The following is a 23997-nucleotide window of genomic DNA, read 5'->3' on the forward strand; positions in this document are numbered from 1 at the left end:
CGTATCGTTTATCCCATCTCCGTTAGGAGTGAAGAATTTTGGATACATAAGTAAAGTAATTTCATCTGTATCTACACCACATCCGTTTTTATCACGTACGTAAGCAGTGTAGATACCGCTTTTCAAATTCGTAAAGTCAGGGCTATCCTGATATGTAATGCCATCAAGGGAATACTCGCAGCTGCCTGAGCCTGATGTTGATATACTTATAGTGTTACTGTTGTCTGTCCAGTCTTCAAAGTGTAAGTGTGTAATTTTAGGTGCATCTGAAGCATATACTGTTACAGTCTTAGAATTCTCGCACATGCTGCCATTAACATTACTAGCTACAGTCAGGGTATAACTGCCTGGCTCTTTAACGCTGATAATACGGGTAGTCTCACCTGTCGACCACAGATAGGTTTCAAATCCTTCGGGGGCAGTAAGTATTACATTATTTCCCTGACAGTAGTTATAGTTGTCTGGTATATCTATAAAAGGTCTAGGGACAACGATTACATTAAAAGCGGTGGTAGCATAACATCCCGAGGCCTTATTCTGTATTCTGACAAAGATAGTTTGCGGATTCATGGTGTTGGTAAAGTTTACGTCGAGGGTGTTTTCACCTGATTCAGCTTGTTCCAAAAATGTATGGTAGGTAATTATGAAGTCTTCGGGATCTTGTAGGCCAATTATCGAATCATTTTGTGATGCAAGATAAAACAGTGCAGTCTCTTCATTGTTGTGGGAGCAAAGTTTTAAATCGTCTGGTTGGGTTAGGACTGGTATTGACGAAACAAAGACTTCGATTTTACTTACCCGTATGTTTTCCAAGTGTTGTGATGTAAGTGTAATAATGTAGTTTCCGGCATCCTGAAAAATATGTTTGGGGCTTAAAGCTGAAGAAGTATTTCCATCACCAAAATCCCAGATTATGTCTTCAAACTGGCTAAATGATGTAGTGATGCCAAATGATATCTCTTCTCCTGCACATACTCTATTTTGGATATCATTAATTCTGAACATAGGAAAAAGCACGTTGTTTGGAAGCCCCATCATGCTATAATTTTCAAAATCGACTCCTAAGGTTATGGCATTTTCCTGAAATCCGCAACCTGATCCTATAATATCCGGATCATTGATTACAGAAAGATAATTAAGCCCAGACCTCGCAATATAAATTTTGTTGTCTGGTGCCCTTTGTAAAGACGCTATATTACCATGAATTTCAAACATTTGTAAAGCAAAAAGGTCAATCACAGATGCCCCTATATCGCTAGCTAACAAATTGTATTGCTGAAGTACATAGGGAGTAGAGGTATACAAAACATTTCCTGAAGAGGAAAATTCGATCCCGTAAACGCCTGCTCCCTGTAATTGTACAGGATTTGTCACTATCCCAGTTGTAGCATTAAAGTCGAACAAGCAATTACCATCATTTGCTTCAGCTATGCTAAAGGCAAGTTTTTGTCCGCTAGGAGAAACTTTCATAGCGCAATGTCCATTTGCGGCAGCCACTCCGCCAGAAGCACTAATAATGGGATTAACATCAACACCTGCGGAATTTACAAGGTAGGCAGAAAACAAGTTGTTGCCATAATTATGTGTCACTACCCAAATATCCTGGCCATTGCTGTGCCATGTCGCTGTTAAAGCTTCCGTTGTAGGTGTATGGAGCAATATGTTTTTATCAATCACAGCACCCATTCCAGAAGCTGCATCCATATCAATGCTGGAATAGCGTAAACCATCAGAGTATCCGCCGGCAGTAGTTGTAAATATGTAATATGTATTTGAGCTGCCGGGTTTACGTACTATAATTGCAGATTGTGTACTCGAGACATGGCCGGTAAGATCATTGCCGTTTAGCATTACCTGATGATTTCTATTATAAACCGTTATTCCATCAGTGTAAAACAACAAACTCCCGCTACTATCAGCTATCGAGGCGCAGCCTTCCAACGTGTTTGTTTTGCCATCAGTAATTGCAAGTGGGGCACCGCCATTAAAATCCAGTCCTGCGCGCGAACCAAAATACCAAATATTATGCTCTTGTGCGTTGGCAAAGGCCGCCATAAGAAGAAAGATTATAATTTTTTTCATAACAGGTTGTTTTATAAAGTAAAACTACTCTCTGTTAAAGAAAACGGAGTTATTAAAATTCAGGAATGGCTTATGAATTTTTAAGGATCGAAGACTGCAATTCTGACGGTGTAAGTCCGGTCTTACTCTTTACAAATATGCTGAAGTTGGCAGGGCTGTCAAAATTAAGTTTGAATGCGATTTCCTTTAGTGACAGGTCTCCCAACATTAAAAGCCTTCGTATCTCTAATAAAAGTTCTTCGTGTATAAGTTCAAGTACCGATTTCCTAAACTCAGCTTTACAGGCCACGTTCAGTTTATCTCTGGAGCAGTTCAGCATATCACAATAGTCCGCTACTTTTTTCCGGGAGTGTATATTCTGAGATAATACAGATAGAAACTGAGATACAAGATAATCGTTGCCTGCTACAATCTTTTCATCTTGCATCTCGGCCAGGGATATTAGAATGATTTCCAAATAGCTGTAGGATTTATATATAGCAAGAGGTGACATATTTTCGATGGCTAACAGTTCTGCCATTTGTTCGGCAATACTATAAAGACGTTCAAAAACCTTCGGTTCTGGATTAAAGACTGGATTTATAAAGTAAAGGTGATAGTGTTGCAGAGGCCTGATAAATTCGAACAGGTCTTTCCTAAACTGTATTAATAAGCCCTGCGCTGTATTTCGTTGCATGAGGTGCACCTGCCCCGGATATACATTAAAAAGTTGTCCGGCATGCATTTCGAAAGGTTTAAAATCAATATACTGATAGCCCGATCCTTTTTGTATAAATATAATTTCAAAGTAATCGTGCCTATGAGGACGATGGTAATCATATGGATTAGGGTAATCAATAGGTTCGATTACCAACAGTTTATTGGGGTGGGGGAGTCTGACGACAAAGTCTTGATAAAATTCATTATTCATGTGATCAGATACTTAAATCAACTTTGCATAATATACTTTTAATTAACAGATAACAGTATTTTTTGACGGTATGAAAAATACTAAATTAGTTCAATTAGTTTCAAATACGGCGATTAAGATCCTGGAAATATAAATTAAAAATCTTCAAGTACCTCGAAAGCAAGTTTTTCGCTAGTTACAGGATGTGTAAATTCGAGATACGCTGCATGAAGGTACAGTCTTTCATCCGAAGTGCCATACAGGTCATCTCCTACGATGGGCGCATTAAGTCCTAACTCATGAGCTGCGTGCATACGTAACTGGTGTGTTCTTCCGGTAAGCGGCCAAAAGTGAACCTTTGTAGTAGTCTCTTTTGTTTCAATAACCTTCCATTTTGTTATCGCTTTTTTTCCGAATTTAACACAAACAAGTTGCCTCGGCCTGTTATCCAGGTCGCCTCGTAACGGTAGGGTAATTTCTCCTTCTTGTTTATTAATAATTTTTGAGAGTAACGCGGTATAGCGTTTATTAACAGTCCGCTTCAAAAACTGCTTCTGTATATTTTTGTGTACTTCTTTCGTTTTAGCGACTACTAATAACCCTGAGGTAGCCATATCAAGTCGATGTATTATAAGAGGTTCTATATTGACAAACGCAGCCTTTAAGCGTGTGTAAACAGAATCCTGTATTTGAATTCCGGGTACGGAAAGTAATTCGGCAGGTTTATTTACTACTACAAAACTATCATCTTCGTAAACAATTTCCAGTTTCCTGTCTTCTCCCTGATTAATTAGAAGTGGATTATCATCTACGGGAATTCCTTCCAGCATATGCTCCAGGATGGGTTTGCATTTTCCGGTACATGCGGGATAAAATTGTCTATGTTTTCTGATTTCTGATTTAGGAGGTGCTCCCCACCAGAATTCTGCCATAGCAACCGGCCTCAATCCGTTTAAAAAGGCGTATTGTAATAGTTTTGGTGTTGCACATTCACCTGCGGCGGCAGGTGGCTTTCCAAACACAGTGTCACTAAAAATTGCGTGTAGGCTCTTTGTTTTACTATCTTTATTCAGAAATGCATATTGCTCAAAAAGCTGGTGTTGTAAAGCAGCCGACTTTTCTCTGCGTTCCTTTTTTAGTGCTTCTATTGTTTCATCATACGTCTCCATAGCCGATTTAATTTCGTCTATACGTTGCTTCCAAGTGTCAGTTAAAACTTTGAATTGATGTTTATAATGTAAGCTGTGCTGAATTAAATAAGCTTCAAAGGCTGTATAATCTTTTTGGCTTAATACATTTTTTTGTTCTTCGCGAAGATGTTTACGATTGTCTTTATTACTTTTTAAGCGTTTTTTGAATGCTTCTATTTCCTGAACCGATTGTTGAGAAAATTGTTTAAGATCCTCCTTTAGTTTAATGTATTTTTCATCAGATTCAATTTCGTTAACCTGATCATTTATGTCATTCAGAATGTATTGCTCCTTCAAAAAGAAACTGTTTTCAACTAACATGTCAAAAACGGGCGGAACAAACCTGGTATGGGTATTAGAACCCGCGAGTTTTCCTGAAAATGCAGATAAATAACCTAATTTACCTTTTGCATCTTCAATAATCAAAACACCAAACATTTTTCCGATTACAAGTCCCTGCTGATCTTTTACAAGTCCAAAATTATGATCAAGATCCGTTTGAGTTTCTAAATAATGCTGCAGTTCAGTGGCTGCAATTTTAGTTAACTCATGGGGCTCATAAAAAAATGGAAAAGTAAATTTTTCAGGAGCAGTTATTCTTTTAATAACGCTATCTGAAAAATATGTAATGCAATTTTGATTATTTTTCACTTTGATATTTAACTTTCTTTTCGTTTTGCGAAAATACTCTATATTCTCTGGAGATACATATATGTTAGATATTTTTTCATTTGTGCAGGTCCTTTAATGAAAAAAGCCTCTGAAAAGAGGCTTAAGTATTATACATTCGGGATTTAATTTTTAAGTATTTTCTTTGTGAATGAGGCTCCGTTGGTATCTGTGGCTTTTAAAAAATAAGAACCGCTGGCTAACTGGCTTATATCAATGTTTTGTGTTTGTTTCGTTTGTAGAACATTTTGTCCTGTAAGGTTGTAAATTTCAATTCCTGATATTTCAGTGTTACCAGACATCGCCACTGATAAAGTATTTACAGTCGGGTTTGGATAAACCAAGAGTGATGAGTCTTTAAAATTCTCATCACTTAAAGTACCATCGCTGACAACAATATTATCATAATATGCATCATAACCATAATTATTATGTAACATATTAAAGCCAACAATATTAAGTTTTGTAAAGTTTGAAAGTGTCTGTTCTAAAACATTATTGATGTAATATTTTATTTCTGTAGCAGTAACTTCAATTCTAACGTTAATCCATTCATTAGGTAGCCATTCACTATCAGCGTATTCAATTCCATAGTTCACATCTTTAATAAGGTAAACCATTCCGCGGTTTTCAATTCCAACTCCGGCAACGGGAGCGTATTCATCATTTTCATCAATAGCAAATAAGGTAAATTCAAAGTCAGATCCTAATGTATCAGTAACCATGATATCATATGATATTGTAAATTCTGTATAATCTGCCGGTTCGGCAAATGTTTTAGAAGCTCCAAAAATTGGTAGCCATTGAAAGTCAAAATCCGGTTCGTAAGAATTTTTAAATGAGTAACTTCCCTGAGATGCTTTTTCACTACTTACTACTTGGTTCAATAGAAATCCATCTGAACCTTCTGTTATCTCCCATCCATTTTGAGCGTTTAACGTTCCTAATTGATAACCTTCTGCAGATTCAAAGGAGATTGTTTCTTGTGCAAATGTAAAAGAGGTAATCAGTGCGATAAGTGCAGTGTAGATATTTTTCATTATTATTTAATTAAGGGTTACCTAAAATTATCTATTTATTGCGGGATACCTCGGGTGAATTATCCTAAATAAAACATAATATTTATTTTGAGATATTATAAAATAAATGATAATCAAAGCCCTTTTCGTTTATATACCAAATAATCGTTTGATTTTGTAAATTTGCAGAATGACTATTTTTCCTACTCAATATTCGGTGCTTTCAGCGAAAGGCGTCAAAGCTTATTTAGAAGAATATTATAATCTTGGTATTATAAACTGCAAATTAATCATTCACAATGTTAGCGATACTTACATCGCCGAAAGTAAAGATGAAAAATATATCTTTAAAATTTACAGGGATGCACATCGATCTTTAGAAGAGATTAAAGCAGAAGTTGAGCTGCTTACTAAGTATAAAGAAAATGGAGCAAGTGTTTCATTTCCTCTTAAAGATGTTTCCGGAAATTATTTACAATCGTTTAACGCGGCTGAAGGGACTCGTTATGGTGTTATGTTTTCTTACGCAAAGGGTAAGCCTGTTTATGTCCTTAGCGATATACATCTGGAACTTGTAGGAAAAGAAATGGCAAAACTTCACCTTATTTCAAAAGCAGTTCAATTGTCTTATCCTCGTAAAGAATATACAGTAGATACTATGTTGTCCGCTCCTTTAAAAGTCATTAAACCTGCGTTTGATGAATTGCAAGAGGAGTATGAATATCTATGTGAAGCGACACGACAGGTTATAGATGAAATGTCTAAGCTGGATACTTCTAATTTTAGTTATGGATATTGCCAATATGATTTTTTACCGAAGAATTTTCATTTTGAGAACGACAAAAAACTAACATTTTTTGATTTTGACTTTGCAGGTAAAGGATATCTAATAAATGATATTACTACATTTTACATTCATTTTTTCCTGGATGTTTACTACGGAAAAATGAAGAGGGAACAAGCAGACAGATCTTTCAACATATTTCTTAACGCCTATCGAACAGTAAAGCCCGTGAGCAACGAAGAAATAAAGTCAATTAAATTATTTGGCTTTGGTTTCTGGATGTTTTATTTCGGGTTTCATCATGAAAATTTTGATGATTGGTCTAATTTCTTTTACACTCCCAATTTTATAAAAAGCAGGATTGATCTATTTAAAAAATGGATGGAATATTAATGATACCAATAAAAGTAACTAATAAGAATCAAAGCAGGGATTAGTCTTATAACAAGAATAGGTTAATATCCCTGTACGTTAATGAGAACCAGTCGCCAATAGAACGATTGGTTAATACGCCATGGTAACAGTAAATACCATGTTTTAGACCCGGGTTACAACGTATAGAACTCTCAATTCCGCCATCATCAGCCATTTGCAGTAAAAACGGACTTATTATATTACTGATAGATATTGATGCCGTTTTAGAATAACGTGACGGTATATTTGGTACACAATAGTGGATAACATTGTTCTTCACGAATGTAGGCTTTTCATGTGTTGTAACTTCAGATGTTTCAAAGCAACCTCCCGTATCAATACACACATCTATAATAACAGCACCTTTTTTCATGTGCTCTACCATAGTTTCGCTCACAATAATCGGTGTACGGTTCTTGCCTTTCATAGCACCAATGGCAACGTCACAACGCATAAGCGCTTTTAGTAAAGATTTCTCCTGAATAGTTGATGTAAATATACGTTGGTTGAGATTGTTTTGCAGCCTGCGTAGTTTGTTGATAGAATTATCAAATACTTTTACACTGGCACCTAATCCAAGTGCCGTTTTAGCGGCAAACTCGGCTACCGTACCTGCGCCAATTATAACAACTTCCGTCGGCGGAACACCTGTAATGTTTCCCATTAACAGGCCTTTACCGATTTTCTGATTTATCATCAGTTCAGCTGCAATAAGTACCGAAGCTGTCCCTGCAATCTCACTAAGTGATTTTACAGCAGGGTATGAGCCGTCTTCATCTTTGATAAATTCAAAAGCAAGGGCTGTAATTTTTTTAGCAGCTAACGCTTCAAAATATTCTTTTTTTTGTGTTTTTAACTGTATTGCAGATATTAGGAGTGTCTGATGGTTCATCATTTCAATCTCCTTAACCGATGGCGGTTCAACCTTAAGAATCACAGGGCATCCAAACACTTTTTTTGTATCCTGCGTTATTTCTGCACCGGCTTCGCTATATTCTTTATCCGTATAACTGGAACTCATGCCTGCACCTGCTTCAATCATAACACGATGGCCATGAGCGGTAAGCGAATTCACAGCATCAGGCGTAAGGCATATCCTTCGTTCCTGGTAGGATGTTTCTTTTGGTATCCCAATAAAAAGTTCAGTTCTTTGGCGCTCTACTTCAAGTTTCTCTTCTTGCGGCAATAGCTGCTGTTTTGTAAAAGGTGTTAAAGACAATGACATGGTTTGGCTGAATATTTTGCTCTAATTTACAAAAAATATAAATGTTTTTTTAACTATTTTACAGTCAGGTGACGCCTGCCGTCAGGTAACTGTTTTATTGTAATAGACGTATGGTCTATCGGGATAAGATTTGGTGTTTTCTCTGGCCATTCTATAAGACATAGGTTGCCGGAGTAAAAATATTCATCAAGTCCCATATCATACCCTTCCTCTTCGGTGTTTATACGGTAAAGGTCAAAATGGTATAATATTTCACCATTTTTTGTTTCGTACTCATTAACCAGAGAGAAAGTAGGGCTTGAAGTCATATTTTCAACTCCAAGCTGACGCGCTATTGCCTTAATAAATGTTGTTTTACCAACCCCCATACCTGCATGAAACAGGATGGTTTTTTTAATGTTTTGTGTCAAAACCTGTTCTGCGGCGTGGTCTATTTCCTCAAGGGAAAATGTAATTTCCATATAATTTAAAGCTCTTATTTAGGGTTGAATACTAAGAAAGGAATAATCATTTCTTCAAGCGATATACCACCATGCTGATAACTGTTTCTGTAATAGCTTACGTAATGATTGTAATTGTTTACGTACGCAAGGAAGTAATCATTTTTTGCAAAGATAAACGAACTACTCATGTTTATAGTAGGTAATTCAACGCTTTTAGGGTCTTTTACGTGGAAAACATCACGGTCTTCAAAAGTTAGACTTCGGCCTGTCTTGTAGCGTAAATTTAAACTTGTGTTTTTATCACCAATAACTTTACTCGGATTCTTAACGTTAATAGTACCGTGGTCTGTAGTAAGAATTAGTTTCATACCCATTTGCTGTGCCTGTTGAATCATTTCCAGTAATGGCGAATTACGGAACCAGCTCAGAGTAAGCGAACGATACGCCTTATCATTAGATGCCAGCTCTTTTACCACATCCATTTCTGTTTTTGCATGCGAAAGCATATCCACAAAATTGTAAACTATTGTAGTAAGGTCGTTGTCCTTAAGTCCTTTAAAGTTATCGACAAGTTTTTTACCATCTTTAAAGTTGGTAATTTTATAATATTCCTGCTTAAGACTAGTTAATCCAAGTCGGCGAAGCTGCTCAGTTAAAAACTCCGCTTCAAACAGATTTTTACCACCTTCTTCAACATCATTCTTCCAGTATTGAGGGTATTTCTTTTCCATTTCTAAAGGCGTGAGCCCGGAAAATATTGCATTACGTGCATATTGCGTTGCAGTAGGAAGGATAGAGTAGAATGGAGCTTCTTTTTCGAGCTTATAGTGGTTACTTACTACGCTTTCAAAAGCTTTCCATTGATCGTATCGAAGGTTATCGATTACTACAAAAAGAATAGGCTCTTTCTTTTTAAGTTCCGGAACTACAAGTTCCCTAAAAAGATTATGCGAAAGCACAGGTTTATCCTTTTCTTTAGGATCAAACCAGTCTTCGTAGTTTTTCTCAATAAATTTACCAAACTGAGAATTTGCCTCGACCTTCTGAGATTCTAATATTTCAACCATGCTCTGGTCTTCAATATTTTCAAGTTCAAGTTCCCAAAAAATAAGTCTCTTGTACATGTCAATCCATTCTTCCCATGAATTAACCATACCCATATCGATGGCTATCTTACGAAACTCTTTTTGATAATCTAATGTAGTCTTAGAAGATACAAGCCTTGAATGATCAAGGTTCTTTTTTAAGGATAGTAATATCTGGTTAGGATTTACCGGCTTAATAAGATAATCGGCAATTTTAGAACCGATAGCATCTTCCATTATATATTCTTCTTCACTTTTGGTAATCATTATTACCGGTACGGAAGATTTTTTCTCTTTCATCATGGTCAGGGTCTCCAGTCCGCTAAGGCCGGGCATATTTTCATCAAGGAAAACAATATCAAAATTTTCCTGTTCAAATAGGTCTAAACCATCCTGTCCATTATTGGCTGTAGTAACCTTATAATTTTTCTTTTCTAAGAAAAGGATATGAGGCTTTAGCATATCTATTTCATCATCAACCCAAAGTATCTTAATCTCATTCATAGTTATGAGTACAATTTCGTTCTTAAATTAATCCTGCAATTTAGGGTAAAGTAAGGAATTTAATCCTAATTTTTTTATAAAAATAGCGTAGCAGAAACATCTTTTTTATTGCCTGATTTTTACTGTTTTTTTAAACAAAAAAAGCCCTGCAGATATGATCTGCAGAGCTCTCCTTCAATAACCTAAGTAACAAAAAATAACGTTATTATTGTTTTCCAGGCTGTGTTGAAGTCTTTTTAGGTGATGATGAATTGATTGTGTTAGTTGCCTTTTTATCGTCTCCTTTTTTATTCTCTTCTTTTACCGCTTTATTTTCTTTTTCATGTTTTTTCCTTTCCTGCTCTGCCAGTTTAGCATCCTTTTCCACTTGCGCCTGGGTTACCAGTGGCGGCTGTCGTACTGTTTTATCGTGCTCTTCCTGCGCTGAAGCATAAGCTGTAAATGCAAAAAAAGCAATGATGGAAAGCAGTGTGGTTTTCATAGCAGTAAAATTGTTCAGCATCGTAAAGTTAGTTATTCTGTTAGTATTCAATGGTCTGAGTAATACAGATTAACCTATGTTTAACGCTTTTTACTAAATTCCGTTAATATGCCCGTCTTTAAGCGTTAAAAAAGCGGTTTTAGAAGCTTTTGCCTATACCTTAATTAGTATCTTTGTGTAAAATTTAGCAGCACTGTGGGCGAAATAAACAAGCTTAAGATTCTTAATGACCCAATTTATGGGTTTATCACTATAACTAATCCGCTGATATACGATCTTATACAGCATCCTTACTTTCAAAGATTACGCCGTATTTCACAAATGGGTATGTCGTCTTTGGTATATCCCGGAGCACATCATACACGTTTCCACCATGCCTTAGGCTGTATGCATATAATGCAGAAAACAATACAGGTTTTAAAATTTAAAGGTACAGATATAAGTGCTGAAGAAGAAACAGCATTAAATATTGCGATATTACTTCATGACATCGGTCATGGTCCTTTTTCACATGCTATGGAACATAGTATTGCAGAAGATGTACACCACGAAGCCATTTCGTTATTGTTTATGAATAAGCTTAATGAAATATTTGAAGGTAAACTTACGCTTGCCATTCAGATATTTAAGGGAGAATACCATCGCCACTTTATGTTGCAGTTAATTTCAAGTCAGCTTGATATGGATAGAATGGATTACCTTAAACGTGATAGTTTTTATTCGGGAGTTGCAGAAGGAAATATAAATTCTGAACGTTTAATACAGATGTTTGATGTTCAGGATGATATGCTTGTTATTGAAGAAAAAGGCATATATTCTGTAGAGAAATTTCTAGTTGCCAGAAGATTGATGTATTGGCAGGCATACTTGCATAAAACAAGTGTTGCTGCAGAACTTATAATGACAAAAATACTTAAGCGCGCTAAAGAGCTTACACAACAGGGAGTGCATATACCGGCAAGTGATCCGTTGCTGTTTTTTATGCAAAACAAAGTTACACTTGAAGATTTTAATGATGATGTGCTTACCCAATTTTCATACCTAGACGATTTTGATATTATGAGCGCTGTAAAAGCGTGGCAGTTTAATGATGATTTTGTGCTTAGCGAATTAAGCAAGATGATTATTAATCGCGACCTTCTTAAAATAAGAATGCGTTCTGAAAAAGTAGGTAAAGATGAAGTTTCAGACCTTATAAAACGTTTCGTGGAAATGACAGGTTTAAACGAAAAAGAAGCTGAATATTTTGTTTTTAAGGGTAAAATTAAGAATCAGGCATACAATAAAACCGGCGAACCTATACATATATTAAAGAAAGACCGTACTATAGAAGACGTTGTTGAAGCGTCTGATCAGTTAAATTTAAAGGCTTTATCTAAACCCGTAACTAAGTATTACCTGTGTTTTCCAAAAGTGCTTTTGGAAAAAGCAGCAATTTAATTTAATTTTATATTTTTGTCGGGATGAAATTTACAGCAGAACAAATAGCAGGCATACTGGAAGGCGATGTTGTGGGCAATCCACAAGCCGAAGTATATAAGCTGGCCAAAATAGAGGAAGGAATTGAAGGATCTCTTACTTTTTTAGCCAATCCTAAATACCTGCAATACATATACTCCACAAAAGCTACAATCACGATAGTTAACAGGACATTTGAACCTGAAGGCGATATTGCTACTACCTTAATTAAGGTTGATGACGCTTATGCATCATTTTCTAAGCTTCTTGAATACTATAATCAGGTTAAGCTTATGAAGTCGGGTATTGAGCAGCCATCTGTTATATCTGAGAATGTTACCTATGGTGAAAATCTATATCTTGGTAGTTTTTGTTATATAGGCAAGAATGTTAAGATTGGAGAAAACGTAAAAATATACCCTAACACTTTTGTTGGTGATAATGTGACTATTGGCGACAACACGATATTATTTGCGGGTGTTCGTATATACTCTGAAACAGAAATTGGTAGTGGATGTACAATACATTCCGGATCAATCATTGGCTCAGATGGTTTTGGATTCGTTCCAAATGAAGAAAATGTATATAGTAAAATACCTCAGATAGGTAATGTAATTATAGAAGACAATGTAGATATAGGTTCTTGTACTACAATAGACAGGGCTACATTGGGTTCTACAATCATAAAAAAAGGAGTTAAGCTTGACAATCAGATACAAATTGCCCATAATGTGGTGATTGGTGAGAATACTGTCATTGCATCGCAGACCGGTGTTGCCGGATCAACTAAAATTGGCAACAATTGTATTATAGGTGGTCAGGTAGGTATCGTTGGGCATATCACAATAGGTAATGGAGTTCGCATACAAGCTCAGTCAGGTGTGGGTAAAAGCATCCCGGATGGAGAGATTATACAGGGAAGTCCTGCATTAGGATATTCCGACTTCAATAAGTCATATGTTCATTTTAGGAATTTCCCTAAGATCGTAGCAGACATAGATGAACTAAAGCAACAAATCAAACAATATAAATAACAGATATAATGGTTAAACAAACCACAATCAAAAGTGAGATTTCATTAAAAGGAGTTGGCCTGCATACAGGAAAAGAGGTTACTATGACCTTTAAACCTGCTCCTGTTAATAATGGCTATACTTTTGTAAGGGTAGATTTAGAAGGACAACCCATTGTCGAGGCTGATGCTAATTATGTAGTTAACACCCAAAGAGGAACTAACCTTGAGAAAAAAGGAGTTAAAATTCAAACGTCAGAACACGTTCTTGCAGCATTTGTAGGATGCGATGTAGACAACGTAATTATAGAACTTGATGCATCTGAGCCTCCAATTATGGATGGGTCTTCCAAATTTTTTGTGGAAGCTATTGAATCAGTAGGTGTGGAAGAGCAGAATGCAGAGCGTAAAGTTTATGTGGTTAAAGAGGTAATCTCTTATACTGATGAAGCTACGGGCAGTGAAATTATTGTTATGCCTGCAGACGACTATCAGGTAACTGCAATGGTAGACTTTGGAACTAAAGTATTAGGCACGCAAAATGCTACACTTAAAAATATGACCGATTTTAAAGAAGAAATCGCTTCATCACGTACTTTTAGTTTCCTTCATGAACTTGAAGCACTTTTAAATAATGGGCTTATTAAAGGAGGAGACCTTAATAATGCTATTGTTTATGTAGATAAAGAAATATCTCCTGAAACAATGGAAAGCCTTAAAGTTGCTTTTGGTAAAGACAGTATTACTGTTAAACCAAATGGTATTCTTGATAACCTTACGCTTCATTATCCCAACGAAGCTGCGCGTCACAAATTACTTGATGTAATTGGAGACCTTGCACTTATCGGTACCAGGATTAAAGGTAAAGTTATAGCAAACAAACCGGGACATTTTGTAAATACCCAGTTTGCTAAGAAAATGTCTAAAATCATTAAAATTGAAGAGCGCAACCAGGTACCGGTTTACGACCTGCACAAAGAGCCTTTAATGGATGTTAACAAAATAATGAGCATGTTGCCGCACCGTCCACCATTTTTATTGGTTGACAAAATCCTTGAGATGAGCGACAACCATGTTGTAGGACTTAAAAATGTGACTATGAACGAAAGTTTCTTCGTAGGTCATTTCCCTGGCGCACCGGTTATGCCCGGAGTACTTATTGTAGAGGCTATGGCGCAATGTGGAGGAATTTTAGTGCTAAGTTCTGTTCCTGATCCGGATAATTACCTGACTTACTTTATGAAAATGGATAATGTTAAGTTTAAGAATAAAGTGCTTCCGGGCGATACACTTGTGTTTAAATGCGATCTGATATCTCCAATCCGCAGAGGTATCTGCCATATGCAGGCTAATGCCTATGCAAACGGTAAACTTGTTGCAGAAGCAGAACTAATGGCGCAGATTGTTAAAAACAGCTAAACAAAAATTTATGAATCAACCGTTAGCATACGTACATCCGGGCGCAAAAATCGCTAAAAACGTAGTGATTGAGCCTTTTACCACTATCCACAATAATGTTGAGATAGGGGAAGGAACCTGGATAGGTTCTAATGTCACGATTATGGAAGGTGCCAGAATTGGCAAAAACTGTAATATTTTTCCGGGAGCAGTAATTTCAGCTGTACCTCAGGATTTAAAATTTGGAGGTGAAGATTCACTTGCAATAATAGGAGATAACTGCACTATAAGAGAGTGTGTTACAATAAATAGGGGAACAGTTGCTTCAGGTCAGACTGTTATCGGTAAGAACTGTCTTATTATGGCAGCAGCACACGTTGCTCACGATTGCCATATTGGAGATAATGCTATTATCGTAAACGGTGTTTTACTTGGCGGACACGTTACTATTGGTAACTACGCTATCATCGGAGGTCTTTCTGCGGTTCACCAGTTTATTAGTGTTGGAGATCACGCAATGATTTCCGGAGGGTCACTTTTAAGAAAAGACGTGCCTCCGTACACTAAAGCAGCTAAAGAACCATTGTCTTATGTTGGCATCAACTCTGTAGGACTTAGAAGAAGAGGCTTCACTCCTGAAAAAATAAGAGAAATACAAGAAATATATAGAATACTATATCAAAAAAATTACAATACAACTCAGGCATTAAGTTTAATTGAAGCTGAAATGGAAGCTACTCCTGAACGTGACGAGATTATCATGTTTATCAGAAATTCATCAAGAGGTGTAATGAAAGGATATACAGGTATTTATAACTAATACTCGGACACAGTACATCAAAAAAATAGACATACAAACAAAATATAATTAAACAGCAATGGCAAGTACCTCAGATATCAGAAACGGATTATGTATTAAGTTTAACCACGATATATATAAAATTATTGAATTCCTTCACGTTAAACCAGGTAAAGGCCCGGCTTTCGTAAGAACAAAACTTAAAAGTCTTACCAATGGTAAAGTATTAGACAATACTTTTTCTGCAGGACACAAAATTGATGATGTAAGGGTTGAAACCCACAAATTCCAGTTTTTATATCCTGAAGGAGACCAGTACCACTTCATGCATGTTGAAACTTATGAGCAAATATCGCTGCATAAAGATATCCTTGATGCTCCCGATCTTTTAAAAGAAGGCGAAATGGTAATGGTTATCTGGAATACTGAAACTGATGCGCCTCTATCTGTAGATATGCCAGCTTCTGTAGTTCTTGAAGTTACTTATGCTGAGCCAGGTGTTAAAGGTAATACTGCAACAAATGCTACAAAGCCTGCGAAAGTTGAGACAGGTGCAAATGTAAACGTACCATTATTCATCAACGAAGGTGATAAAATTAAAATTGATACCGCTACAGGTCAGTACATGGAGCGTGTAAAAGAATAGTTTATTTTGTAGGTCTGGTTATTTGATTATTTGTACTTTGGCAATGCAAATAACCAGATCACAAAAAATCAAACAAACATAAAAAATGAAATTCCCTAACGTTTATCCTCTTAAAGAGGTGGCAGCTATTATAGGCTGTGATTATGTAGGTGATGATAGCTTCCCTGTGCACGGCATGAATGAAATTCACGTTGTAGAGCCCGGGGATATTGTATTTGTAGACCATCCTAAATATTACGATAAAGCGCTGCAATCTGCTGCAACAATTGTACTAATCAATAAACAGGTAGACTGCCCTGAAGGAAAAGCCCTGATTATTTCAGATGACCCTTTCAGGGATTTCAACTTTCTTACCAGGCATTTCAGGCCATTCCAGTCGTCTAATGTAACTATTGCCGCAACCGCAAAAATAGGTGAGGGGACAGTTATCCAACCTAATACCTTTGTAGGCAACAATGTAACAATAGGTAAAAACTGCCTTATACATTCTAATGTAAGTATTTACGATAATACTGTTATTGGTGATAACGTGATTATTCATGCCGGAACCATTTTGGGTGCCGACGCTTTTTATTACAAAAAACGTCCTGAGGGTTTTGACCAGTTATTATCGGGAGGCCGCGTGGTTATCGAGGACAACGTAGGTCTTGGCGCACTTTGTACAATTGATAAAGGTGTTACTGGTGATACTACAATCGGAGCCGGCTCTAAAATTGATAATCAGGTTCATATTGGTCACGATACTGTGATAGGCAAAAAATGCCTTATTGCAGCACAAACGGGTATTGCCGGATGTGTAATTATTGAAGATGAAGTTACATTATGGGGCCAGGTAGGTACTACAAGTGGCATAACTATTGGTACTAAAGCTGTTGTACTTGCGCAATCAGGGGTTAGTAAATCTCTTGAAGGCGGTAAAGTATATTTTGGCTATCCTGCAGAAGAGTCGAGGGAGAAGCTAAAACAGATGGCGCATATTAAACGTATTCCTGAAATTTTAGAAAAAATCAAATAATATGAGTGCAAAAGAGCTTGTGTCAGAATATTATAGTTCAGGTGCTTTTAAGTCCGGTCCGGACATGAGTAAGTATCTGCATGACGATCTTATGCTGCAATGGCATAGTTCTAAAGGTTTTCTTCAGCTTGAAAAAAGCGATCTGCTTACGCTTGCTGCCGAGTTGGATAAATCATATTCTTCTGCCAGACTTGAAGTTACACATATTATAGCCGAAGGTGACGCTGTAACGGTACGCTACACCCATTATGTAAATGCTATAGAAAATCCCGGGGAAGAAATGATACTTGCCCATTTTGTAGTTATCTGGGAAGTTAAAGATAATAAGTTTTATAAAGGATATCTGATGAGCCAGCTAGGCTAGTCAATATTATTTTTTAGTAAAAATATCTTTATAAAAGTGGTCTAAAGCTTTAATTATATTTCACAAAACCCTATTTTTGCATCACGATTTAAAAAATAATTTAAAAAATATATCATGAGTGTTCTAGTAAATAAAGATTCCAAAATAATTGTTCAGGGATTCACAGGAAGCGAAGGTACTTTCCACGCTACCCAAATGATAGAATATGGTACTAACGTTGTTGGTGGTGTTACACCGGGTAAAGGTGGTACTACACACTTAGACCGTCCTGTATTTAATACTGTAAAAGATGCAGTTGACGTTGCAGGTGCAGATACAACTATCATTTTCGTTCCGCCGGCTTTCGCTGCTGATGCAATTATGGAAGCTGCTGAAGCAGGTATCAAAGTAATCATCACTATTACTGAAGGTATTCCTGTTGCAGACATGATCAAAGCTTATGACTATATTCAAGATAAAGATTGCCGTTTAGTAGGTCCTAACTGTCCGGGTGTTATTACTCCTGGCGAGGCTAAAGTTGGTATCATGCCAGGTTTTGTATTCAAAAAAGGTACTGTAGGTATCGTTTCTAAATCAGGAACTCTTACTTACGAAGCTGCTGACCAGGTTGTAAAACAAGGTCTTGGTATCACTACAGCTATCGGTATTGGTGGTGACCCGATTATTGGTACTACTACTAAAGAAGCTGTTGAACTTTTAATGAATGACCCTGAAACTGAAGTTATCATTATGATAGGTGAAATTGGTGGTCAGTTAGAAGCTGATGCTGCTAAATGGATTAAAGCTGATGGTAACAGAAAACCTGTTATCGGGTTCATCGCTGGTGAAACTGCTCCTAAAGGGCGTACAATGGGTCACGCTGGTGCTATCGTTGGTGGTGCTGATGATACAGCTGAAGCTAAAAAACGTATCATGAGAGAAAACGGTATCCACGTTGTTGATTCTCCAGCTGAGATCGGGAAAAAAGTTAAAGAAGTATTAGGTTAATTCCTTACTATGTATAAAGCAAAAGCTCCATTTTTAATGGAGCTTTTTTTATTTGACTAATTTAAGTGCTTTGCTGTATGTTTCAGTTTCGGTGTCGGTAAGATATTGTGGTAAAAAGTCTTCACGCGGTGTGCCGTTGATGTGATACATACTTTCAGCAGGTATTTGATAACCGATGTTAGTATTTTGTGCCTTAAATGTATATATGGCTCCCAAAAGCCCGGCCATTTTAGTACCGACGATTTTTGCCCGCTTCATGCCGTCAAATCCAATTGCTACACCTTCGCCCATACTACCGGTCCAGTGTCCAACCATAACAACTAATTTCCTCTTGTAAGTGGATTTTCTAGGTGATACATATTCTACCCAGCTTCTTACTGTACCAAATTCTCTTTCATTGATCTGATGCTTTTGATAGGGTAGGGCTTTATCGGTAAATCTCCCCATTATCCCTCTTGCAACTGTTGTATTGCCACCACTCGGTGTGTCAGTCAAATCCAAAATTATTGATTTTGTATTTGTTAATTCTTCCATGGCTCTGTCAAATTCGACAATAAGTTTATTGTCACCTAACGAATTGTTTATTCTGATATAGCCTGTATTCCCATCCAGTATTCTATAATCGAGAAGGGCAGTGGAAGCTATATTGTTTTTTGAATCATCAGGGACAAAATTCTGTTCAATGCCATTATTAAGTACTGTGATTTCACGGGATTTGTCTCTCTTTCCTGCCAGTAACATATTTACAGCGTAAGAATACATACTAACATCATATACAGATGCATATTTAGGCAGGAAATTTTTAATTTGCTCATTTATTGGTTTGCTATTAAATGTAATCAATTGCATTCCGGGTTTAATTCCTATGAGTTCCGCGGCTGAATTTTTCTTGACATCAGTAATAAAAAAAGAATTGCCTCTTTTCTCTGCGAAAACATCTTGTCCGCTGGGAATAATCCTGTTTGATGAATATAAGGCTGTATTTAGTGAAATGTGGCCATTATGTAACTCGTGGGTAACCTGTTCAAGAAAAGATATAAATTCGTCATTGCTTTTTATGTCTTTTGCCAGTGGAAGATAAATTTCTTTTACCTTATCCCAGTCAATGCCCTGTTTTTCGAAATAGGCATAGTATTTCTGAAAGTCAGTCCATAACTCAAGAAAATCAGTTTCATATTTGCTTTGGGCATTGCTTAAAAAATTACAGATCAAAAAACCTCCAATAATTATTCGTTTAAACATATAGTTCTACTTTTCTTACAAATATAAGAAAGCTATATAATTATTCACTTAGTTTATCAAGTACTGCCTTGAGATCGATTGCATCATCAAAGAAGTTTTTCCAAAGATCACCTTTTTCTTTGACCCTCTTTGGCAATGTCTTAATGTTGTAATTTTTCAGGTCGAATTTATTATCCAGTTCGTCCCACTCTAGTGGAGCGCTAGCTGTAGCGCCTTCCCGTGGACGGAGAGAATAAGCACAGGCCATGGTTTTGCCTTTACCATTCTGTAAAAAATCTAAATAAACTTTGCCAATACGTTTTGCAGGACTGCGCTCAAGACTGGTTATTTTAGGTAGTGCTTTGTGTACGGCTTCGCTAATAATGTGAGAGAAATCCCTTGTTTGGTCGTACGTATACTTAGGCTGTATCGGGATGAACACATGCAATCCTTTACCCCCCGAGGTTTTTAAGTAACCTTTTATGCTCAGGCTGTCTAAAATTTCTTTTACTTTTTTAGCTGTAGTAACAAGATCTTTTAGTGAAGCTTTATTTGGGTCAAGGTCGAAAATAATATAGTCGGGATTATTTATACTTCCAACACGGCTACTCCAGGGATTTATTTCAATGCATCCCAGGTTTGCCATATAAATGAGTGTTTCTTTATCATTACATATTAGATATTCAACAGATTCACCTTTTGATGAAGATTTAATTTTTCGGGTCTTTGCCCAGGATGGTGCTTTTCCAGCCATATCTTTCTGAAAGAAACCTTCATTTTTTATACCATCGGGATTACGGCGCATTGATTGTGGCCTGTCCTTTATATAATGAAGTACATAATCTGCCATTTCATCATAATACGCTATAACATCACCTTTAGTATAGCCTTCTGTAGGCCAGAACATTTTATCAGGATTGGATACTTCAACTTTTTCGGTGTCAAAACCCCTAGTCGTCGTCTTTGCTGAAACATTCTCTTTTTTCACAATGGTAGATTTAGCTTTTTTAATGTCTTGAGTCGCTTTTTCTTCGGGTACGATTTTATCGGTTGCTATAGCTTTTTCCCTTGTAACATCTTTTGGTTTCTTATCTGTTCGCAATGCAATAAAAACAGGGTGACGCAGGCTTCCAGTTTCAGTCCACTCAGAATATTTTATCTGGGCGACAAGTTCAGGTTTAATCCAGTGTGCGCCACGTTCTTTAGGTTTGATTTCGAAGTAAGATGTCTTACTTTCCAGCTTAGTAAGCTTTAGGTACATTTCTTTCAATGATTCTTCGTTGAAGCCTGTACCTACTTTACCTGAATATATAAACTTACCATCTTCATAATAGCCAAGAAGGAGCGAGCCAAAGCCTGTACGTGAACCTTTAGGTTCAGTATAGCCGCCAATAACCATTTCCTGTTCTTTAGTTATTTTAATTTTAAGCCATTCTTTAGATCGTTTGTTTACATGGTAGGTAGACGATATTTTTTTAGCAATAAGTCCTTCACCACCATCCTTTTCTGCTTTTGCAAGTGCCTTCGCGCCTTTTCCGATTATATGTTCTGAATATAGTATATCATCTGCTTGGGGCAATAGCGCTTCCAGAATTCGTTTACGCTGAAGTAATTTGAGTGAAGTCAGGTCGTAGCCGTTGAAATAAAGAATATCAAACACGTAACACTTTAATTTGCCCTGATCCGGATTATCCTGAAAGTATTGCAGCCACTGAAAACGACTATTGCCTTTATTGTCCTCAACAACAATTTCGCCATCCAGTATCATGTTATCTTTAATAACCCCAAATGACTTTACAAGCTGTGCATACTTATTATTGAATGATATACCATTTCGCGAAACAAGATCTACTTTACCTTTGTTTATTTGTATAAGCGAACGATACCCATCATATTTGGTTTCAAATATCCATTCATCATTATCAAATATTTCGTCCGCCAAAGTGGCCAATTGTGGTTTCCAATCTTTTGGAAAAGTTTTAAGCGGTTTTGCATTGGCGACATCTTCAGCAGTAAAAGCAGGAGTAGGGTCGGTTTCCTTCTTTAAAGCCTTCTTACTTTTCAAATCATCTTCCAGTATGTTACTGTCATCGCCATGTTTGGTTTTTTCTTCTCTGTTACTTTCCCAAACATCCGATTTTTTATCACTTTCAATTTCTTCCAGCGTACGCCCTGTTAATACCGAATCCTGATCGAATTCTTTTTTATCTGCATATTCATCTTTTCCTTTAAGCAATAGCCATTCATCCTGTTTACCGCTCATTCGTACGAGATGGTAAGAGCCTTTTAGCTTTTTACCACTCATCACAACCTTGATGTTCCCTTCTTTATGCATCTTCTGCAGCATCTTTTCACTTTCCTGAACATCATCACTTCCTTCAGCTAAAAAAGTACCTGTATCCCAAACCATAACAGTACCACCACCATATTGCCCTTTTGGTATAGTGCCTTCAAAATCAATATAATCCATAGGGTGATCTTCAACATGCATCGCCAGGCGTTTAACTGTTGTATCGGCTATCGGCCCTTTAGGAACCGCCCAGCTCACTAAAACACCATCAATTTCTAAACGCCAATCGTAATGCAATCGGGATGCATCATGCTTCTGAACAACAAAGCGAAGTTCCTTGCCTGACTTTTTCACCTTTCCTTTAGGCTCGGCAGTCTTCTTAAAATCTCTTTTCTTATTATATTCAGATAACTTCATGGCAATTAGTTTTTAATAGCAGCCAGGCTTGCTTTAAGCTGTTCTAATAAATCATCCTTAGCTTCAGGTGTCTTTTTCTTTCTGCGGGGCGCAGGAGCTTTAGCACCCGGTTTTTCAGCAGCTTTTTTCTTAATCATTTTGATAAGTTCTGCTTTGTAGGTGTCTTTGTATTTGGAAGGATCAAAAGTATCAGTAAGCTGGTCAATAATACTCATAGCCATATCGAGTTCCTTTTTTGCGATCTTTATGTCTTTAGGAATAAGTTCTGCTTCGTCAGGATCGCGTAATTCATCTTCAAAACGAATCTGAATTAATAATATAGCATCGTCTTCAACTTTTAATATTCCCAGATGTTCGGTAGTACGCATTACAAATTTACACAGACCAACCTTACCTGATTTTAGTAATGCTTCTCTTAAAAGAGCATATACTTTCTTCGCTTCTTTAGCAGGCTCGGTTATATAAGGCTTTTCAAGGTATTTTGACGGAATTTCATCTTCTTTGATAAACTCAAATATGTCCAGGGATTGTGTTTTCTCCGGTAAAACTTTAGCGAAATCATTTTTATCAAGAATAACGTAATCGCCATTTTCTTTGCGGTAGCCTTTAGCAATATCTTCCCAAGGCACTTCTTTGCCATCTTTTTTGCATACACGTACATATTGGATAGAACATTTATCTTTTTGCCTAATCATATCAAGTGCTATCCTGTGAGTTTGTGTGCCGCTATATAATTTTATTGGTATGTGCACCAAACCAAAGCTGATGCTGCCTTTCCATAGTGCTTTCATAGTAAGTGTTTTTTTGAACTAACAGGAATTTTACTGCCAGTGATATTCAATTTACAAAGATTATAGTCTAGTTCTTACTGTTTTAATATGACTTTCACAATTATTCGCCGGTTTCCATGTTTGGTGCATCGACAGGCTTGGATTGCGATGACCCTTTCTGTCTTAAGTAAATAGAAAGTACAATTATAGCGAATACTGATAAAAATTCACTTTGCCAGTTTTGAAACGATTCAAACCAAAATCTCGAATCTATAAGATAATTAGAAACTGATTCTAAAGGCTCGCTTCTTAAAGCATTTTGCTGGTTCTGATCTTTGAGACTGCCATAAAAATGTAGAATAAATGATATTATGAATAGTAGAAACAAAGCTATTGTTAATGAGTGTTTGTATATTTTCAAGATAAAACCACCTTTTCTAACCGGCCAGGGAGCACCTTTTCTATTTGGGTCGGGTTCTCTGTCTACCGGCTCATCTTTTTCAAAACTTTTAGATTCGGATGATCCTTTCTCTTTCAAAAAGATAGTAAGCAGTACAAATAGAGCCATCTGTAAAAATTCACTTTCCCAGTTCTCAAATGTTGATTCTATAAAATGCCCTGTAGAAAAATAGTGCGATATGTTTATAGTTGCAGCTCCCAGCTCGGTTAATTCTTTATTATATTCTTTAAATCCAAAAACTATCTGTGCAACTATTGAAATTACAAAGAGGGAGAAAAAGACAATTGAAAGGCTATTATTCCTAAAGAATGTTTTCATATTTGGTGTATAAATGGTTGTAAACTAAAAAATGGGGTTTACAATAAACCCCATTTT

The 23997-nt window shown here is 36.7% G+C and carries 20 protein-coding genes and 1 pseudogene; 9 read left to right on the top strand and 12 right to left on the bottom strand.

Going from position 1 to position 23997, the window contains the following annotated elements; genetic code table 11:
* Positions 1-1098: 1098 nt before the first annotated feature.
* The 4 genes and pseudogenes from ALW18_01025 to ALW18_01040 all read right to left on the bottom strand — a co-directional run bounded on the left by ALW18_01025 (position 1099) and on the right by ALW18_01040 (position 5870).
* A pseudogene (locus ALW18_01025) lies at positions 1099-2082 on the bottom strand (hypothetical protein).
* Positions 2083-2152: 70 nt separating this feature from the next.
* Positions 2153-2935 carry a hypothetical protein gene (locus tag ALW18_01030; protein AOE51227.1) on the bottom strand — a complete coding sequence of 261 codons (783 nt, stop codon included), beginning with the start codon at positions 2933-2935 and terminating at the stop codon, positions 2153-2155.
* A gap of 191 nt (positions 2936-3126) precedes the next feature.
* Positions 3127-4791, bottom strand: a complete 1665-nt coding sequence (locus tag ALW18_01035) for a pseudouridine synthase (protein AOE54263.1) — start codon at positions 4789-4791, stop codon at positions 3127-3129.
* A gap of 164 nt (positions 4792-4955) precedes the next feature.
* Positions 4956-5870: a hypothetical protein gene (locus ALW18_01040; GenBank protein ID AOE51228.1), complete on the bottom strand. Its 915-nt coding sequence runs from the start codon at positions 5868-5870 to the stop codon at positions 4956-4958.
* A 169-nt stretch (positions 5871-6039) separates the two neighbouring features.
* On the opposite strand from ALW18_01040, the gene ALW18_01045 reads away from it, so the two are divergent.
* On the top strand, positions 6040-7026 hold the full coding sequence (locus tag ALW18_01045) for a hypothetical protein (protein ID AOE51229.1): 987 nt from the start codon (positions 6040-6042) through the stop codon (positions 7024-7026).
* Positions 7027-7072: 46 nt separating this feature from the next.
* Here the strand turns inward: ALW18_01045 and ALW18_01050 are convergent, their stop codons facing one another.
* From ALW18_01050 to ALW18_01065, 4 genes are all read right to left on the bottom strand, one after another.
* Positions 7073-8272 carry an alanine dehydrogenase gene (locus ALW18_01050; protein AOE51230.1) on the bottom strand — a complete coding sequence of 400 codons (1200 nt, stop codon included), beginning with the start codon at positions 8270-8272 and terminating at the stop codon, positions 7073-7075.
* 53 nt (positions 8273-8325) lie between these two features.
* The gene (locus ALW18_01055; protein ID AOE51231.1) at positions 8326-8733 is read right to left on the bottom strand and encodes a hydrolase; all 408 of its coding nucleotides are present in this window, start codon (positions 8731-8733) and stop codon (positions 8326-8328) included.
* Between the two features lie 14 nt (positions 8734-8747).
* Positions 8748-10304 carry a chemotaxis protein CheY gene (locus ALW18_01060; protein AOE51232.1) on the bottom strand — a complete coding sequence of 519 codons (1557 nt, stop codon included), beginning with the start codon at positions 10302-10304 and terminating at the stop codon, positions 8748-8750.
* 205 nt (positions 10305-10509) lie between these two features.
* A complete protein-coding gene (locus ALW18_01065) occupies positions 10510-10806 on the bottom strand; it encodes a hypothetical protein (GenBank protein ID AOE51233.1) in 297 nt (98 codons plus the stop codon).
* Between the two features lie 174 nt (positions 10807-10980).
* Here ALW18_01065 and ALW18_01070 point away from each other — a divergent pair, with 174 nt between their 5' ends.
* The 8 genes from ALW18_01070 to ALW18_01105 all read left to right on the top strand — a co-directional run bounded on the left by ALW18_01070 (position 10981) and on the right by ALW18_01105 (position 18464).
* Complete coding sequence (locus ALW18_01070; GenBank protein AOE51234.1) at positions 10981-12225, top strand: phosphohydrolase; 1245 nt, start codon at positions 10981-10983, stop codon at positions 12223-12225.
* A gap of 23 nt (positions 12226-12248) precedes the next feature.
* Positions 12249-13277: a UDP-3-O-(3-hydroxymyristoyl) glucosamine N-acyltransferase gene (locus ALW18_01075; GenBank protein AOE51235.1), complete on the top strand. Its 1029-nt coding sequence runs from the start codon at positions 12249-12251 to the stop codon at positions 13275-13277.
* An 8-nt stretch (positions 13278-13285) separates the two neighbouring features.
* A complete protein-coding gene (locus ALW18_01080; protein AOE51236.1) occupies positions 13286-14674 on the top strand; it encodes a hydroxymyristoyl-ACP dehydratase in 1389 nt (462 codons plus the stop codon).
* 10 nt (positions 14675-14684) lie between these two features.
* A complete protein-coding gene (locus ALW18_01085) occupies positions 14685-15473 on the top strand; it encodes an acyl-ACP--UDP-N- acetylglucosamine O-acyltransferase (protein AOE54264.1) in 789 nt (262 codons plus the stop codon).
* A gap of 58 nt (positions 15474-15531) precedes the next feature.
* Positions 15532-16098 carry an elongation factor P gene (locus tag ALW18_01090; protein AOE51237.1) on the top strand — a complete coding sequence of 189 codons (567 nt, stop codon included), beginning with the start codon at positions 15532-15534 and terminating at the stop codon, positions 16096-16098.
* An 85-nt stretch (positions 16099-16183) separates the two neighbouring features.
* Positions 16184-17113: a UDP-3-O-(3-hydroxymyristoyl) glucosamine N-acyltransferase gene (locus ALW18_01095; GenBank protein ID AOE51238.1), complete on the top strand. Its 930-nt coding sequence runs from the start codon at positions 16184-16186 to the stop codon at positions 17111-17113.
* Position 17114: 1 nt separating this feature from the next.
* Positions 17115-17477, top strand: a complete 363-nt coding sequence (locus tag ALW18_01100; GenBank protein AOE51239.1) for a hypothetical protein — start codon at positions 17115-17117, stop codon at positions 17475-17477.
* A gap of 114 nt (positions 17478-17591) precedes the next feature.
* Positions 17592-18464: a succinate--CoA ligase gene (locus ALW18_01105; GenBank protein ID AOE51240.1), complete on the top strand. Its 873-nt coding sequence runs from the start codon at positions 17592-17594 to the stop codon at positions 18462-18464.
* Between the two features lie 48 nt (positions 18465-18512).
* Here ALW18_01105 and ALW18_01110 read toward each other — a convergent pair whose 3' ends face one another.
* The 4 genes from ALW18_01110 to ALW18_01125 all read right to left on the bottom strand — a co-directional run bounded on the left by ALW18_01110 (position 18513) and on the right by ALW18_01125 (position 23940).
* Entirely contained in the window at positions 18513-19706 is a 1194-nt protein-coding gene (locus ALW18_01110; GenBank protein ID AOE51241.1) for a peptidase, read from the bottom strand.
* A gap of 40 nt (positions 19707-19746) precedes the next feature.
* Positions 19747-22392 carry a hypothetical protein gene (locus tag ALW18_01115; protein ID AOE51242.1) on the bottom strand — a complete coding sequence of 882 codons (2646 nt, stop codon included), beginning with the start codon at positions 22390-22392 and terminating at the stop codon, positions 19747-19749.
* Between the two features lie 5 nt (positions 22393-22397).
* Entirely contained in the window at positions 22398-23183 is a 786-nt protein-coding gene (locus ALW18_01120; protein ID AOE51243.1) for a hypothetical protein, read from the bottom strand.
* 100 nt (positions 23184-23283) lie between these two features.
* Positions 23284-23940 carry a hypothetical protein gene (locus tag ALW18_01125; GenBank protein AOE51244.1) on the bottom strand — a complete coding sequence of 219 codons (657 nt, stop codon included), beginning with the start codon at positions 23938-23940 and terminating at the stop codon, positions 23284-23286.
* Positions 23941-23997: the final 57 nt, after the last annotated feature.

It is taken from the genome of Flavobacterium psychrophilum (assembly GCA_001708385.1).
Classification (GTDB): domain Bacteria; phylum Bacteroidota; class Bacteroidia; order Flavobacteriales; family Flavobacteriaceae; genus Flavobacterium; species Flavobacterium psychrophilum_A.

Bases quoted from the DNA above. Each gene is read 5' to 3' on its own strand.
- ALW18_01040 (AOE51228.1), bottom strand. From the start codon at position 5,870: ATGAAAAATATCTACACTGCACTTATCGCACTGATTACCTCTTTTACA.
- ALW18_01045 (AOE51229.1), top strand. From the start codon at position 6,040: ATGACTATTTTTCCTACTCAATATTCGGTGCTTTCAGCGAAAGGCGTC.
- ALW18_01050 (AOE51230.1), bottom strand. From the start codon at position 8,272: ATGTCATTGTCTTTAACACCTTTTACAAAACAGCAGCTATTGCCGCAA.
- ALW18_01055 (AOE51231.1), bottom strand. From the start codon at position 8,733: ATGGAAATTACATTTTCCCTTGAGGAAATAGACCACGCCGCAGAACAG.
- ALW18_01060 (AOE51232.1), bottom strand. From the start codon at position 10,304: ATGAATGAGATTAAGATACTTTGGGTTGATGATGAAATAGATATGCTA.
- ALW18_01065 (AOE51233.1), bottom strand. From the start codon at position 10,806: ATGCTGAACAATTTTACTGCTATGAAAACCACACTGCTTTCCATCATT.
- ALW18_01075 (AOE51235.1), top strand. From the start codon at position 12,249: ATGAAATTTACAGCAGAACAAATAGCAGGCATACTGGAAGGCGATGTT.
- ALW18_01080 (AOE51236.1), top strand. From the start codon at position 13,286: ATGGTTAAACAAACCACAATCAAAAGTGAGATTTCATTAAAAGGAGTT.
- ALW18_01085 (AOE54264.1), top strand. From the start codon at position 14,685: ATGAATCAACCGTTAGCATACGTACATCCGGGCGCAAAAATCGCTAAA.
- ALW18_01090 (AOE51237.1), top strand. From the start codon at position 15,532: ATGGCAAGTACCTCAGATATCAGAAACGGATTATGTATTAAGTTTAAC.
- ALW18_01095 (AOE51238.1), top strand. From the start codon at position 16,184: ATGAAATTCCCTAACGTTTATCCTCTTAAAGAGGTGGCAGCTATTATA.
- ALW18_01100 (AOE51239.1), top strand. From the start codon at position 17,115: ATGAGTGCAAAAGAGCTTGTGTCAGAATATTATAGTTCAGGTGCTTTT.
- ALW18_01105 (AOE51240.1), top strand. From the start codon at position 17,592: ATGAGTGTTCTAGTAAATAAAGATTCCAAAATAATTGTTCAGGGATTC.
- ALW18_01110 (AOE51241.1), bottom strand. From the start codon at position 19,706: ATGTTTAAACGAATAATTATTGGAGGTTTTTTGATCTGTAATTTTTTA.
- ALW18_01115 (AOE51242.1), bottom strand. From the start codon at position 22,392: ATGAAGTTATCTGAATATAATAAGAAAAGAGATTTTAAGAAGACTGCC.
- ALW18_01120 (AOE51243.1), bottom strand. From the start codon at position 23,183: ATGAAAGCACTATGGAAAGGCAGCATCAGCTTTGGTTTGGTGCACATA.
- ALW18_01125 (AOE51244.1), bottom strand. From the start codon at position 23,940: ATGAAAACATTCTTTAGGAATAATAGCCTTTCAATTGTCTTTTTCTCC.